The following is a 14,228-nucleotide window of genomic DNA, read 5'->3' as shown; positions in this document are numbered from 1 at the left end:
TCTTGAAAATACTGACTTTTAGCCTCTTTCAAAGAAAAATCCTCGGCGGAATGCCGAGGTCTTTGTCTACAGTCTGAAATCCGTAACATATGTTACGGATTTTTTTGTTGTATCGTGCTATGATAATCGCACAGAAACAAAAAAACAGTTTATCAAATATAAAGGAGTTACAGATATGGTAAGAAGAATTGTAGAAATTAACGAAGAACTTTGTAATGGATGTGGTGCCTGTGCATCCGCATGTCATGAGGGTGCGATCGCAATGATCGATGGAAAAGCAAGACTGATCAAGGACGATTACTGTGATGGTTTAGGAGACTGCCTTCCTGCCTGTCCGACCAATGCGATCTCCATTATCGAGCGTGAGGCAGAAGCTTATGATGAGGCAGCCGTAAAAGCAAGAATGGAAGAGAGAAAAAAAGCAGAACACAACCATTCTCATTCCCATGCACATGGTCATGAAGGACATGTATGTCCGGGCGGTGCGGCAAAAACGTTCCACAGAGCAGAGCATGAGAGCAGCACATCCGTGGCACCGCAGAAGGCAGAGAGCCGTCTTGCGCAGTGGCCGGTCCAGATTAAGTTAGTTCCGATCCATGCACCGTATTTTGACGGAGCAAACCTTTTGATCTCAGCAGACTGTGCGGCATATGCCTATGCATCCTTCCATGAGGATTATATGAAAAATCATGTGACACTGATGGGATGTCCGAAATTAGATGATGTAGATTATTCCGAAAAACTGACAGAGATCCTTAAGAACAATAACATTAAGAGCGTAAAGATCGTCCGCATGGAAGTGCCATGCTGCGGCGGTATTGAACACGCAGCAGTTACAGCACTGAAAAACAGCGGAAAGATGATCCCGTGGCAGGTAGTGACACTGACCTGTGATGGAAGAGTCAAAGAGGACTAGTCCAAAAGCAGAGCGTGTCGTTACACTAGCATATAAACATTTCTAAGACAAAGACTACCACACAGGCAATGACAGCCACCTGAAAAAGGCTGCCACCAAACCAGGCGATCAGGATAGCGGCAATAAAAGCAGCCAATGCGGAAGCAGTACTGCCTGTCGCATCCAGTATCGCAGGGAAAGTCATCACAGCAAGGGTTACATAGGGAACATAATATAAGAAAGAACGGATAAAACGGTTCTTAATTTCCTTGCGGATCAAAGTCAGTGGCAGAACACGGATCAGATAGGTCACAATTCCCATAACTAAAATATAGATATAAACATTATGCTGCATGTTCATCGTCCTCCTTTATCGGAAACAGGATAGCGGCAAGAGCAGAAATGGCAACCGTCAGGATGATCGTACGGATGCCGGAGCTGATACCGGAAATGACAGGCAGATTGGCAAAAGCAAAGCTGGCTGCCATAGATACTGCGACCACGCCTGCCACAATTTTACTTTTTCTTGCAGGTGGGATAATGATGGCGATGAACATACCATATAGTCCGACGCTTAAGGCACTTACCACATTTGCAGGGAGGATATTTCCCATCAATACGCCAAGGTAGGTACCGACAGACCATCCCGGAACAGCGATGGCAATGGCACCAAATGTATAATAAGGGTTCAAACGTCCCGGAACGGAGATCGAGATTCCAAAAATCTCATCCGTTACATCATAACCGATCAAAAGCCGCTGCCACAGCGGAGTGTCCGGTGAAAGTTTCTGGCTGAGAGCACATGACATCAGCAGATATCTGGCATTTGCCACAAATTCCATAATGGCAATTTCAAGATATCCGGCCCCTGCGGCGATCAGTGTAAAGCCTGCGAATTCTCCGGCAGAAGCATTTAAAGTAAAGCTGGCGAGCATTGCCTGTAATGCGGTAAGCCCGGCGTTTTTTGCAGTGATCCCAAGTGTAAAAGACACGGCGAAATAGCCAAGTGCAATTGGAATCCCGTCTTTGAGACCTTTTTGAAACCAGGTCCGGTTATCTAAGGACATGAAAAATCCCTCCTAATGACAAAATTTTCATATCTATTTTAGTAAACTTTCGGTCATTCGTCTAGGGGAAAGTGTCAGAATTACAGGAAATGTCAGAATCCCTTGAAATCCCTTGCCTAATTCTCTGATTGTGGTAAAATGACATTATAAAATTGGTATAAACAGCGCGAAACGATAAAAATAAAAAAACTATTGATGAAAGAGGTCTAAATGGACAACAAAGAGAGACTAAGGAAATGGCTCTGGCTTGGGTTAGACGAGACAACTGCAAAGAAATATCAGAGAAAAATTTCTGCAGAAAATGTCAGGATCGTCCGTAACGAAAGTGTTGCGATAGCCGGGATCGGAGCATTGTATACAATCTGTATGTTGGCGTTATCCCGCGTATATGGAAAAAGTGTGATCTGCATTATCGGAGCAATATTGATGTTTTGCATTTTTCTCTATACACAGAACTTAGTGAAAAAGCAGGATGAAATATCGAAGAAAGAGGCACGCATCAGTATCAGCAGTTTTATGATCTGTGCTTATGTAGTATCGATCTATGTAGGTACGTTTGGTTCCGGAAATGAGCTGGCAGTTACGATCGTCAGCCTGTTTGTATTTTTGCCAACGAACTTTGATCTTCTGCCAATCTATAATCTGTATGTGACCATCATTGCTTTAGCGGTGTTCTTTGTCAGCAGTTATATCAGCAAGACACCGGACAAATTTGCTTATGATGTGATGGATGGGATCTTAGCAGCGGTCATCGGCAATTTTGCGGCATTTGAACGTGCAAAGATCAAGTGGGAGAGCGTAAAAGTACATGAGCAGTTAGAAGAGGAACGCGACGTAGATATGCTGACGGGGATCTGGAACCGCCGCGCATTTGAACGTGAGGTCGATTATCTGATAAATTCCGGTACGATCAAAAACATGGTCGTCATTATGGTGGACTTAGACAAGTTCAAACGTATTAATGATGGATATGGACATGAAACCGGTGATGCCTACTTAAAGCATTTTTGTAACCTGATCAGTGAATATACGGAAAAGAACACGATCGTAGGAAGACGTTCGGGAGATGAGTTCTTTATCTTCAGCTATAACTTCCGGGAATTATCACAGGTGGAACACAATGTTGCAGCTTTCTATGAGAAGTTAGCAAAGAATCCGATCCTGCTGCCGGATGGAACAGAGAAGGTCATTGGAGTATCTTCCGGTGTAGTGTGGACCGTGGATATGAATCATGATTGGCGGGAAATCCTCTGTGCCGCAGATGAATCGCTGTATTATGTAAAAGAGCATGGAAGAAACAGCTATACGATACAGGAATATATTCCAAAGTGACAGCAGGCAATGTAGCAGTAAAACATAAAAAAGGATGCCTTAGTATGGAAGATGACTAAGACATCCTTTTTACGTTGTGCATGTGTTGGGGCACATGCTTGGTTTGGAGAAATAGAAGTATGAAATTAATCATACATCGATATATTATATTTACATTTACGGTAAAGTTTCCATACGATAAGAACCGGTATACTTAGGAGCATTAAAACACACGGAACCCCGCCAACAATTGCCATAAATATAAAAATCAAGGTATTAAGCATTTTGAGTATGCCTCCTTTCATCTTCCCTACTATAGCAGAGAAAATGCAAAATAAGTAAAAAGTAAAGGATTCCTTAACACAATTTTGTCACATGTTCAGATAACGTTAAGATTTTAACAAAAGGACTTGCTCAACTGATTTTTCCATATTACATTACAGGCATAACAGGAAGGGGTGTGCCGGAATATGGATATTGTAGGAATCATTGGAATCATTATTGTGGCAGCGGGAATGATCTATGCCACCTATGACTCTTATTTTTAAAATGAAGATATTGGGTAATACAAAGAAAGATGTACAAAGATAAAGGCTGTACATATGGAAACAGAATGAAGAAGATGAAAGAGGATGAGCGGAATACTATTCCGACTCATCCTCTTTCATTCTGTATCCAACGCCAAGTTCCGTAAAGATATAGGTTGGCTCGGCAGGATTGGTCTCTAATTTTCTGCGGATATTTGCCATGTTTACACGCAGGATCTTGTTGTCCGTATCGGTATATGGTCCCCAGACATCCGACATGATCGAAGAATAGGTGACCACTTTGCCGGAGTTTTTCGCAAGGCAGGCAACAATCTTATATTCGATCGGTGTCAGGTGGATCTCCTGTTCATGCAGCAGGATCAGGCGTTTAGAAAAATCAATCGTCAGATCTTTTGCATGATAAGGCTTGATAAACATCGGAGAATCCGTATTCATCTTATTGCTGTGACGTAGGGAGGTACGGATCCTTGCAAGCAGTTCGGAAGTACCAAAAGGTTTGGTGATATAGTCATCTGCACCAAGATCCAGTGCAAGCACCTTTTCCCGTTCAGAGGTTCTTGCGGAAATAACGATGATCGGGCAGCTCGACCACTCTCTGACTTTCTTAATGATATCTACACCGTCAATGTCAGGAAGTCCCAGATCTAAAAGGATGATATCCGGACATTGGGAAGAGATGATCTCGAGTCCTGCTTTGCCGGTATTCGCAGAGAGGACTTTATAATCATGGCTGGTTAAAATCTTACGCATAAAGTTCAAAATATGTGTTTCATCTTCAATAATTAAAATAGAAAATTTAGGATTCATGAATACCCTCCTTTGGAAGTGTGAATGAGAACTCTGCACCGTTTTCGTGATTAAAAGCACAGATCGTTCCGTTGTGTGCCTGAATGATCGTTTTACAGATCGAAAGACCAATGCCCATACCCTTGTGAGAGTCCGAAGAACCGGAAGCGGACTGTCCCTCAAAAAGAGAAGGAATTTTATCTTCATCAAGACCTTTTCCGTAATCGATCACATGAAAGGTTACGGAGTCCGAAGAATCCGTAACAACAAGATCCACCGCCTGTTTGCTTTCGGAATGGATAACGGCATTTTCTAAAAGGTTCATAATGACCTGTTCGATCAAAAGCGGGTCCATCGGGACCATAAGAAAAGCCTCCGGTATCGAAACGTTGATCTTAGCATGAGGGATACGTTTGCGTAACCGTTGTACTGCCTCCGATACGACCTCTTCCACAACCTCAAGAGAGGTGGAGACATGGCTTTCATCGTTCTGTATCCGTGTGACGGTCAGAAGATTTTCTACCATATTTAAAAGCCAGTTCGCATCGTCGTTGATCTGTGTGACAAGTTCTGTTTTCTCTTCTTCGGTCAGATGGTTCGAGTTCTCTGTATAAGAAGAAGCGGCTCCGATAATGCTCGTTAAAGGAGTACGCAGATCATGGGAGATCGCCCGCAGGAGATTTGCTTTCATTTTTTCCTTGTCAGCTTCCACTAAGACCTTTTCTCGTTCTGAGATCAGAAGCGCCTGTTTTTTCAAACGGGTGGTGGTGGCACTGGTAATAATGGTGATCGTCAGCATACCGATAAAGGTAACCGGATATCCTGACAGGGTAAAATTTAACTTAAAATAGGGATAAGTAAAAAAATAGTTGATGCTGATGACACAAAAGAGTGCGGCAAAAATACCATATCGGTAGCCATCGGTGTGCCTTGCGATCAGGATCAGCCCTAAAATATAGACCAGTGCAATATTCGGAGAATTGCCCGGGATCACATGCGCAAATAAAAATGCTACAAGTGTGCATACTGCAAGAAAAAAGAATGTAACAAAATAATTATTTTTTTTCAAAACGGAAAATAAATCGTTCATATGTAATAGTCCCCTGATATCAAAAAATGTACTAATTCCCATTATGCCAATCCGTGAAATAAACATCAAGCAGGAGAAGGTTAAGATTTTGTTAAATTTTCAAAAAATGCGGCAGTATTGAAATTTGCAGCGGAATTTAGTATGATAAGGAACAAAAAGGATAGGAATGAACAATAGGATCATAGACGAGGAGGAATAAAAATGAAAATTGGATTTATTGGTTTAGGTAATATGGCAAGTGCCATGATCGGAGGAATCTTAAAAAAAGAACTGTATTCTGCAGAGGACATCATCGGCTCTGACAAATCAGAGGATTCCGTTCAAAAAGCGGCAAAAATATTTGGAATACATACTACAACGGATAATCTCGAAGTGGCACAGGCAGCAGATGTGCTGATCCTTGCAGTAAAACCACAGTTTTTCCCGGAAGTCATTGCAGAGATCAAAGGCGCAGTCCGTGAAGAGACACTGATCATCTCAATCGCACCGGGCAAGACCATGGAATGGATCATGGAGCATTTTGGTAGAGAGTTAAAACTCGTCCGTTGTATGCCAAATACACCGGCACTGGTAGGTGAGGGCTGTACCGGATTCTGCTGTTACAAGTTAGTAAGTGAAGAGGAGCAGGCACAGGCGGCTGCGATCTTAGGCAGCTTTGGCAGAGCATATCAGGTTCCGGAAAATCTTTTAGACACCGTGGTAGGCATCAGCGGAAGTTCTCCGGCATATGTATTTATGTTTATTGAAGCAATGGCAGACGAAGCAGTTGCAGAGGGAATGCCAAGAGCGTTGGCATACGAATTTGCAGCACAGGCAGTCTTAGGAAGTGCTAAGATGGTATTAGAGACCGGAAAACATCCGGGAGAGTTAAAAGACATGGTATGCTCCCCGGCAGGAACAACGATTCAGGCAGTAAAAGTATTAGAGGAGACAGGATTCCGTGCTTCCGTCATGGATGCGGTAGAGGCATGTATTGAGAAATCCAGAAGCATGTAAAGCAGGAAACAGGTAACAGAAAGGGGCAGACAGACTATGGAAAAAGAATTGATTTTCTGGCTCGTATTGATGGTAGTACTCTTAGTAATAGAATTAATTACGGTCGGACTGACCTGCATCTGGTTTGCAGGCGGTGCATTAGCGGCAGTCATCGTATCGGTGGCAGGGGGACCGATTTGGTTACAGGCAGTGGTATTTTTAGCTGTTTCCCTGTTGATGCTGTACTTTACCAGACCGTGGGCGATGAAATATATCCAGCCAAAGAAGGTAAGGACGAATTACGAAGAGGCACTGGGGAAGGATGTGCGGGTCATCGAGCGTGTAGACAATCTCAAAGGTACCGGAAAAGCAATGTATAACGGAATGGAGTGGACAGCACGTTCTGAAAAAGAAGAGGTTACTTTTGAACCGGAGGACTCAGCGGAAGTTACAGGTATTGAGGGCGTGAAGTTAATCTTACGGAAGAAAGAGGAAGTGTAGAAATGAAAATTGTATTTTTAGATGCAAAGACCATAGGAGAAGATCTGGACTTAAGCGGCTATGAACAGCTTGGAGAAGTCGTAAAGTATGGATTTTCCACAAAGGAACAGGCGGCAGAGCGTACAAAAGATGCAGATGTCATCATTCTGAACAAGGTGCCGGTCAACGAAGAGACGATCGGAGGGGCAGAGCATTTGAAGTTAGTCTGCGTCACTGCAACCGGAACCGATAATTTAGACAAAGATTATCTGGAAAAACGTGGGATCGCATGGAGAAATGTGGCAGGCTATTCAACCGAGACAGTGGCACAGCACACCTTTGCACTTTTGTTTTATCTGATGGAACATCTTCCTTATTATGATACCTATGTAAAGAGTGGAAAATATATGGACGATGTACTGTTTACCCATTTTGAAAAAGCATTCCATGAATTGAACGGAAAAACATGGGGAATCATTGGAATGGGAACGATTGGAAGAAGAGTGGCGGACATAGCAGGACTTTTCGGCTGCCACGTCATCTATTACTCCACAACCGGAAAAAATCAGCAGAAAGATTATGAGCGTGCAGATTGGGACACCTTATTGACAAAATCCGATATTATCTCGGTACATGCACCATTGACCGACGCAACATTAGGCTTGATAAATGCGGAGGCTTTTGCTAAAATGAAGCGGTCTGCCATTTTCATTAATGTAGGAAGAGGCCCGATCGTCGTAGAGCAGGATTTATACGAGGCTTTGGAAAATGGGGAAATTGCAGCAGCAGGATTAGATGTGCTCAAAGAAGAACCGATGAGCAAAGAGAATCCGCTTGCAAAGATCAAAGACAGCAACAAACTGTTGATCACACCACACATCGCATGGGCAAGTGTGGAAGCAAGAACCCGCTTAATGAAGATCATAGAGGAGCAGATCAAGGAATTTTTTCATCTGTAGAAATCATAGTGAACAGATAGGATATTCTGCTTTAGAACGTATACAAAAAGAGAAATTTGTATAAGAGAAAAATACAGGAGTTCGCTTTTGCATATGTTCATAAAAAGTGAAAGTTTTTATACTTTTGTGTAAAAGGGAATTAGAACAAAAGAGTGGAGGAATAAAAATGGCAAAATTAGCAGAGCAGCTTGAAAGAAAAGCGTTTAGCGCAGCAATTGACGTTGCACTGAGAAGAATTAATAAGGACAGAGAAAAAGGCTTATTAGAGATTGTGGACCTGACAGAGAAGTTCATGGGAGACAACTTTACCAAAGAGGCATACGAAGGTGCGCGTGCAATGATCAAGAATCCGGATCACAAATGGATGCGTTATGTAAATCGTCTGTTAGATGAGACAGATCCACACGTTGCTAAGATGACAGCATTAAATCTTGGATATCAGGCAGCCTTCTATGGCACAAAAACCATTCGTAAGATGAGAGAAGTACATGACTGCAACATTCCATGGCTGATCTTAATGGACCCAACCAGTGCCTGCAACTTACACTGTACAGGATGCTGGGCAGCAGAGTACGGACATAAATTAAACCTGACATTTGAAGAACTTGACAGCATTGTAACTCAAGGAAAAGAACTGGGTATTTACTTCTACATGATGACCGGTGGAGAGCCGCTGGTTCGTAAAGCAGATGTTATTAAGCTCTGTGAAAAACATAATGATGTGGCATTCCACTGTTACACAAACGGAACTTTAGTAGACCAGGCATTCTGTGATGAAATGAAGAGAGTCGGCAACCTTTCCTTATCTATCAGTTTAGAGGGATTCGAGGACACCAATGACTTCAGACGTGGTGACGGAGTCTATGCAAAGGTACTTCATGCAATGGATCTGTTACATGAGAACGGATTACTGTTCGGTAACTCCGTATGTTATACACGCAAGAACATGGATGCAGTAACATCCGATGAATTCTTTGATCTTCTGATCGAGCACGGAAGCCGTTTCGCATGGTATTTCCATCTGATGCCGGTTGGTATGGAAGCTTCACCGGAGCTGATGCCGACAAAAGAGCAGCGTGAATATATCTACCACAGAATCCGTGAGGTTCGTGGAAGAGAAGGCGGAAAAGAAATCTACGTTATGGACTTCCAGAACGATGGAGAGTTCGTTGGAGGATGTATTGCAGGAGGAAGAAACTACTGCCATATCAATCCAAAGGGTGATGTGGAGCCTTGCGTATTCATTCATTATTCAGGAGCAAACATCCGTGAAAAATCATTATTAGAGTGTTTGAAACAGCCGTTATTCATGGCATACAGAGATAACCAGCCATTTAACGATAACATGTTAAGACCATGTCCGATGCTTGAAAATCCTGAGATTTTACAGCGTATGGTACATGAGACCGGAGCAAAATCCACAGATATGCAGCAGCCGGAGACGGTAGAGCATCTTTGCGGAAAATGTGAGCACTATGCAGAAGAGTGGAAAGGAACAGCAGACCGTCTGTGGGCTGCACATCCATACAGACAGCGTGGTTATACAAACTTTAAAAAGAAATAAGGGGTGAGAGTCATTAAGAAGCATGCAAAGACAATAGGAAAGATTTTCTTTGTTCTGATCTTAATCCTGATTATTATCTATACATTTAAGGATTCGGCAGGAGATATTTTAACGCAGTTGAAAGAGACGTCGTTTCTTGTCATTGCCGGCATTTGCATTGCTTCTGTGATGTATGAACTGGTGGAAGGCTGGATCAGTTATTCGCTGGCAAAAGTGTACAATCCTGATTTTAAATACTGGCAGGGTGTAGAATGTGCATTTTATGCAGCCTTTTACCGGGTGGCAACCCTTGGAAGCGGAGCGGGCGTAGCAGCAATCTATTACTTCAATGAGAGAGGCGTTCCATATTCAAAAGGTACAGGACTCTATACCATTGAGTATATGCTACACAAGGTCAGCATTGCACTGTTTGCGGGAATCTTCTTTATCCTCAACTGGGGCTATATGCAAAAGTATTACAGTCAATATGATATGACGCTTTTAATTGGTTTTGGTGTCACCTTTGTCATCGCAGCAGTACTTCTGCTATTTGCCTGTTCTAAGAAGTTCCATGAGGTACTTCTCTGGATCGTACGCAAGTTAAACCGGAGCGGAAAGCTGACGGAGCAGGTGAAGAAGTTAGAAGAACAGTGTGCTATCTTAGAGGATGCGGCAGCAACTTTATTAAAACGTGGCGGACTGATCGCAGGATGTATCCTGAAAAATCTGTTAAAGTTTACATTCTGGTATGGAATCCCGTTTTTGATATTAGCAGAGACAGGAAAGCTGACACTGTCACAGGGACTGGCAGTTACCTCTTTGGCAATGATGTTAGCAGCAGTTATTCCGGCACCGGCAGGGATCGGTTCTTCGGAGTTCGTACTGACAATGCTGTTAGCAAAGATCGTAGGAACCGGAGCAGCAGGCTCCGTTGCACTGCTTTATCGTTTTGCAACTTTTGTATTGCCGTTTGTCATCGGAGCAGTTGTGGTAGTTCTGTGGAGACGGGTACACAGGAGTACGGAAAAAGCAGCATAAAATTTAAAGAGTTTTATTTTAAACAGTATTATGGAAGTTTTTAGAATAAAACAGGCTTAATGAAGAAGTGGGTGCGCCCACTTTTTTCTTGTATAAATGTATTGTGATAAGTTATAATAGAAGCAGGGAAATGGTAAAAAATATTATGGGAAAAGGGGAGAAAAAATGTACTGGGTAGAGGGGGATTTTCATGGCTCATACAACGAAGAGGACATTGTCGGAGACCTTGAAAAAGATTTTGCAGGAGAAGTCCTTAGACAAGGTTACGGTAGTGGATATCGTAGAGGCGAGTGCCATCAACCGCCAGACGTTTTATTATCATTTTAAAGACATTTATGATCTGGTGGAATGGACATTTTTGACAGATAATACACAGAGTCTGTCGGGGAAGAGAAGCTATGCGACATGGCAGCAGGGATATTTGCAGATCTTTGACTATGTCAGGGAGAATAAGAGCTTTATCAAGCACGTTTACTATTCGGAGGGTAGAGAAATCCTTACGAGATTTCTTTATGATATTACATACAAACTTCTGTTAGGGGTCATTGATGAACGGGCTGAAGGCATTGTGGTGGATGAAGAGGACAAGGCATTTATTGCACATTTTTACAAATACGGATTTGTAGGAATGGTTTTAGAATGGATTGAAAGCGGTATGAAAGAGGAGCCGAAAAGACTGATCAGCCATCTGGACATCCTGACGCATGGGGATATTGACAAAGCATTGGGAAGATTCCGCACAGACCGAAAGCTGGATATTGAATTAAGACGAGGTTAAAAAATGACATTACAGCAGTTACGATACGCGATCACAATTGCAGACAGCACATCGATGAATGAGGCGGCAAAGCAGCTTTTTATTTCGCAGCCGAGCCTTTCAAGTTCTATCCGGGACTTAGAAGAAGAGCTCGGCATGGAACTGTTCATCCGCAGCAGCCGGGGAATTACGCTGACACCGGAGGGCAATGAATTTATCGGCTATGCAAGACAGGTCATGGAACAGTACCGCCTGATGGAGGAACGCTACATTGATAAGAAAGAGATCAAGAAGAAATTCAGCGTCTCCACCCAGCACTATACCTTTGCCGTAAAAGCATTCGTAGAACTGGTAAAAAAAATCGGCATGGACGAATACGAGTGTGCCGTGCATGAGACCAAGACCTATGACGTGATCTCGGATGTCAAATCCTTTAAAAGTGAGATTGGAATCCTCTATTTAGATGACTTTAACCGGAAGGTACTGTTGAAGATCTTTAAGGAAAATAGTCTGGAGTTCACCGAACTTTTTCCGTGTAAGACCTATGTCTATCTGTGGAGAGGCAATCCGCTTGCAAACAAAGAGAAGATCACTTTTGAGGATTTAGAGGAATATCCGTGTCTGTCCTTTGATCAGGGCAGCCACAATGCGTTTTATTTTGCGGAAGAGGTATTGAGTACTTATGATTATAAGCGGATCATCAAGGCAAATGACCGCGCAACGCTTTTGAACCTGATGGTAGGACTAAATGCTTATACACTTTGTTCCGGGATTGTGTGTGAGGAATTAAACGGAGATGAATACTGCGCGATACCGTTGGATTCCGAGGAAGAGATGATGATCGGCTATATTTCGAGAAAGGGAGTGCCGCTCAGCAGGCTCGGAAAAATGTACTTAGAAGAGATCGAAGCATATCGGGGAAAGTCGTAGGAGAAGTGCGGAAAAAGGAATAGAGACAGAAATAGAAATAAAAATCAAATGCGAAATTTGAGAAACAGTTCTGTTATAGGAAAAAGCTATAACAAGCTGTTTTTTTTATGTATTGGACGGAACGGAAAAATGTCGATATAATGGCAACAGAAACAAAGGAGGCAGGAAAAACGATATGATTCGATTTGAAGATGTCAGCAAAGAATTTCATACCAAAGCAGGAAATGTCCAGGGATTGAATCATGTGAATCTGCATATTTCAAAGGGAGATATTTTCGGGATCATCGGAATGTCCGGTGCAGGAAAAAGCACCTTCATACGATGTATCAACTATTTAGAACATCCAACTTCCGGAGATGTCCGGATAGACGGATGCCGAATGTCCGGGCTGTCGGAACGACAGCTGCGTGAGATGCGAAAAGAAATCGGAATGATTTTTCAGCACTTCAATCTTCTGATGCAGAAGAACGTACTGGAAAATATCTGTTTTTCGTTAAAAATAGCAGGAGTTAAGGATGCAGAAGCGAAGAAGAGAGCGAGAGAATTATTAAAAGTCGTAGGACTTGCAGATAAGGAAAAAGCTTATCCTTCACAGCTTTCCGGTGGACAGAAGCAAAGAGTTGCAATCGCAAGAGCCATTGCAAATAATCCGAAAATCTTGCTCTGTGATGAGGCAACCAGTGCACTTGACCCGCAGACCACAAAATCCGTCTTAGAGCTGTTAAAGCAGATCAACAGAGATTATGGCATTACGATCGTGGTAGTTACCCATGAGATGTCCGTAGTGCAGGAGATCTGTAATCAGGTAGCCATTTTAAATGAAGGAAATGTGGTAGAAACAGGAAGTGTTTCAGAGATATTTACCGCTCCGAAATCACCGGAGGCAAAGAGCCTGATCATCGGAAGCGGAAGCACCGCAAAAGAGATGCGTGGAAGACACTGTATCCGAATTGTGTTCAAGGAGAATTCCTCTTATGAGCCGGTTGTTGGAAACATGACCTTACAGTTTAAGACTCCGGTCAATATTTTATACGCAAATACAAAGGATTTGAACGGAACCGCAGCAGGGGAAATGATCCTGCAGCTTCCGGAAGATACAGAGATTGCCGGAAAGATGGTAGAGTATCTGAAAGAAAAAAATCTGTATGTAGGGGAGGTGGAACAGGATGTTTTCATCTGAAGTCGTTAAAATGCTTTATACGGGATTTTGGGAAACGATCTATATGACACTGGTTTCCACAGCCCTTGGTTATGTGATCGGACTTCCACTTGGTGTGACCCTTGCAGTAACCGGAAAAGGAGGAATACGGGAAAATAAAGTGGTATATCGTATCTTAGATGTGATCTCAAATGTGATCCGAAGTATACCATTTTTAATTTTACTGATCCTGATCATTCCACTGACCAGATTTTTGGTTGGAAAAAGCTATGGTTCCAGTGCTACGATCGTACCGCTTGTCATAGCAGCGGCACCGTTCATTGCCCGTATGGTGGAATCTTCCTTACAGGAAGTGGATGAAGGTGTGATCGAAGCAGCAAAAAGCATGGGAGCAGGAACCTGGACCATTATTTTCAGGGTACTGTTAGTAGAGGCAAGAACCTCGTTGATCGTCGGTGTGACGATCGCTCTTGGAACCATCTTAGGTTACTCTGCAATGGCAGGTGTTGTCGGAGGCGGAGGCCTTGGAGATATTGCCATACGGTATGGTTATTACAGATACCAGACCGATATCATGGTGGTAACCATCGTCATCTTAGTGCTGATCGTTCAGGTCTTGCAGGCACTTGGAATGATGCTTTCAAAGAAACTTGACAGAAGAAATAAATAAGAAATTTTAGAAAAAAGGAA

15 protein-coding genes are annotated in these 14,228 nt (G+C 42.8%); 11 read left to right on the top strand and 4 right to left on the bottom strand.

The features are described 5' to 3' along the window. Window positions 1-175: 175 nt before the first annotated feature. Entirely contained in the window at window positions 176-916 is a 741-nt protein-coding gene (locus tag WMO43_RS11475; RefSeq protein ID WP_177963245.1) for an ATP-binding protein, read from the top strand. A gap of 25 nt (window positions 917-941) precedes the next feature. Here WMO43_RS11475 and WMO43_RS11470 read toward each other — a convergent pair whose 3' ends face one another. Together WMO43_RS11470 and WMO43_RS11465 are read right to left on the bottom strand one after the other, a co-directional pair. After that, entirely contained in the window at window positions 942-1,250 is a 309-nt protein-coding gene (locus WMO43_RS11470; RefSeq protein WP_353531281.1) for an AzlD domain-containing protein, read from the bottom strand. Further along, on the bottom strand, window positions 1,240-1,962 hold the full coding sequence (locus WMO43_RS11465; RefSeq protein ID WP_177963243.1) for an AzlC family ABC transporter permease: 723 nt from the start codon (window positions 1,960-1,962) through the stop codon (window positions 1,240-1,242). Before WMO43_RS11465 ends, WMO43_RS11470 begins: the two co-directional genes overlap by 11 nt. A gap of 210 nt (window positions 1,963-2,172) precedes the next feature. Between WMO43_RS11465 and WMO43_RS11460 the strand changes: the two genes are divergently transcribed. After that, the gene (locus WMO43_RS11460; RefSeq protein ID WP_353531280.1) at window positions 2,173-3,294 is read left to right on the top strand and encodes a GGDEF domain-containing protein; all 1,122 of its coding nucleotides are present in this window, start codon (window positions 2,173-2,175) and stop codon (window positions 3,292-3,294) included. 623 nt (window positions 3,295-3,917) lie between these two features. Here WMO43_RS11460 and WMO43_RS11455 read toward each other — a convergent pair. Both WMO43_RS11455 and WMO43_RS11450 read right to left on the bottom strand, forming a co-directional pair. After that, window positions 3,918-4,628, bottom strand: a complete 711-nt coding sequence (locus WMO43_RS11455; RefSeq protein WP_353531279.1) for a response regulator — start codon at window positions 4,626-4,628, stop codon at window positions 3,918-3,920. Continuing rightward, entirely contained in the window at window positions 4,618-5,697 is a 1,080-nt protein-coding gene (locus WMO43_RS11450) for a sensor histidine kinase (RefSeq protein WP_177963240.1), read from the bottom strand. The genes WMO43_RS11455 and WMO43_RS11450 overlap by 11 nt, the downstream gene beginning before the upstream one ends. A 201-nt stretch (window positions 5,698-5,898) precedes the next feature. On the opposite strand from WMO43_RS11450, the gene proC reads away from it, so the two are divergent. From proC to WMO43_RS11405, 9 genes are all read left to right on the top strand, one after another. Next, on the top strand, window positions 5,899-6,693 hold the full coding sequence (gene proC, locus WMO43_RS11445; RefSeq protein ID WP_177963239.1) for a pyrroline-5-carboxylate reductase: 795 nt from the start codon (window positions 5,899-5,901) through the stop codon (window positions 6,691-6,693). 36 nt (window positions 6,694-6,729) lie between these two features. Then, window positions 6,730-7,173, top strand: a complete 444-nt coding sequence (locus WMO43_RS11440) for an NfeD family protein (RefSeq protein WP_177963238.1) — start codon at window positions 6,730-6,732, stop codon at window positions 7,171-7,173. Window positions 7,174-7,175: 2 nt separating this feature from the next. After that, window positions 7,176-8,111: a D-2-hydroxyacid dehydrogenase gene (locus WMO43_RS11435; protein ID WP_177963237.1), complete on the top strand. Its 936-nt coding sequence runs from the start codon at window positions 7,176-7,178 to the stop codon at window positions 8,109-8,111. Between the two features lie 166 nt (window positions 8,112-8,277). Continuing rightward, window positions 8,278-9,675, top strand: a complete 1,398-nt coding sequence (locus tag WMO43_RS11430; protein ID WP_353531278.1) for a radical SAM/SPASM domain-containing protein — start codon at window positions 8,278-8,280, stop codon at window positions 9,673-9,675. Between the two features lie 3 nt (window positions 9,676-9,678). After that, a complete protein-coding gene (locus tag WMO43_RS11425) occupies window positions 9,679-10,692 on the top strand; it encodes a lysylphosphatidylglycerol synthase transmembrane domain-containing protein (protein ID WP_353531277.1) in 1,014 nt (337 codons plus the stop codon). A gap of 190 nt (window positions 10,693-10,882) precedes the next feature. Beyond that, window positions 10,883-11,470: a TetR/AcrR family transcriptional regulator gene (locus tag WMO43_RS11420; RefSeq protein ID WP_177963235.1), complete on the top strand. Its 588-nt coding sequence runs from the start codon at window positions 10,883-10,885 to the stop codon at window positions 11,468-11,470. A gap of 3 nt (window positions 11,471-11,473) precedes the next feature. Further along, complete coding sequence (locus WMO43_RS11415) at window positions 11,474-12,379, top strand: LysR family transcriptional regulator (protein ID WP_177963234.1); 906 nt, start codon at window positions 11,474-11,476, stop codon at window positions 12,377-12,379. Between the two features lie 175 nt (window positions 12,380-12,554). Continuing rightward, complete coding sequence (locus tag WMO43_RS11410; RefSeq protein WP_177963233.1) at window positions 12,555-13,559, top strand: methionine ABC transporter ATP-binding protein; 1,005 nt, start codon at window positions 12,555-12,557, stop codon at window positions 13,557-13,559. After that, window positions 13,546-14,208, top strand: a complete 663-nt coding sequence (locus WMO43_RS11405; protein ID WP_178025840.1) for a methionine ABC transporter permease — start codon at window positions 13,546-13,548, stop codon at window positions 14,206-14,208. The genes WMO43_RS11410 and WMO43_RS11405 overlap by 14 nt, the downstream gene beginning before the upstream one ends. The last annotated feature ends 20 nt before the right edge of the window (window positions 14,209-14,228 follow it).

This window comes from Maccoyibacter intestinihominis (assembly GCF_040096355.1).
Classification (GTDB): Bacteria; Bacillota; Clostridia; order Lachnospirales; family Lachnospiraceae; genus Maccoyibacter; species Maccoyibacter intestinihominis.
This window is presented reverse-complemented; position numbering and strand designations above follow the sequence as displayed.

Bases quoted from the DNA above. Each gene is read 5' to 3' on its own strand.
- WMO43_RS11435 (WP_177963237.1), top strand. From the start codon at position 7,176: ATGAAAATTGTATTTTTAGATGCAAAGACCATAGGAGAAGATCTGGAC.
- WMO43_RS11430 (WP_353531278.1), top strand. From the start codon at position 8,278: ATGGCAAAATTAGCAGAGCAGCTTGAAAGAAAAGCGTTTAGCGCAGCA.
- WMO43_RS11465 (WP_177963243.1), bottom strand. From the start codon at position 1,962: ATGTCCTTAGATAACCGGACCTGGTTTCAAAAAGGTCTCAAAGACGGG.
- WMO43_RS11440 (WP_177963238.1), top strand. From the start codon at position 6,730: ATGGAAAAAGAATTGATTTTCTGGCTCGTATTGATGGTAGTACTCTTA.
- WMO43_RS11410 (WP_177963233.1), top strand. From the start codon at position 12,555: ATGATTCGATTTGAAGATGTCAGCAAAGAATTTCATACCAAAGCAGGA.
- proC (WP_177963239.1), top strand. From the start codon at position 5,899: ATGAAAATTGGATTTATTGGTTTAGGTAATATGGCAAGTGCCATGATC.
- WMO43_RS11405 (WP_178025840.1), top strand. From the start codon at position 13,546: ATGTTTTCATCTGAAGTCGTTAAAATGCTTTATACGGGATTTTGGGAA.
- WMO43_RS11415 (WP_177963234.1), top strand. From the start codon at position 11,474: ATGACATTACAGCAGTTACGATACGCGATCACAATTGCAGACAGCACA.
- WMO43_RS11420 (WP_177963235.1), top strand. From the start codon at position 10,883: ATGGCTCATACAACGAAGAGGACATTGTCGGAGACCTTGAAAAAGATT.
- WMO43_RS11460 (WP_353531280.1), top strand. From the start codon at position 2,173: ATGGACAACAAAGAGAGACTAAGGAAATGGCTCTGGCTTGGGTTAGAC.
- WMO43_RS11450 (WP_177963240.1), bottom strand. From the start codon at position 5,697: ATGAACGATTTATTTTCCGTTTTGAAAAAAAATAATTATTTTGTTACA.
- WMO43_RS11470 (WP_353531281.1), bottom strand. From the start codon at position 1,250: ATGCAGCATAATGTTTATATCTATATTTTAGTTATGGGAATTGTGACC.
- WMO43_RS11455 (WP_353531279.1), bottom strand. From the start codon at position 4,628: ATGAATCCTAAATTTTCTATTTTAATTATTGAAGATGAAACACATATT.
- WMO43_RS11475 (WP_177963245.1), top strand. From the start codon at position 176: ATGGTAAGAAGAATTGTAGAAATTAACGAAGAACTTTGTAATGGATGT.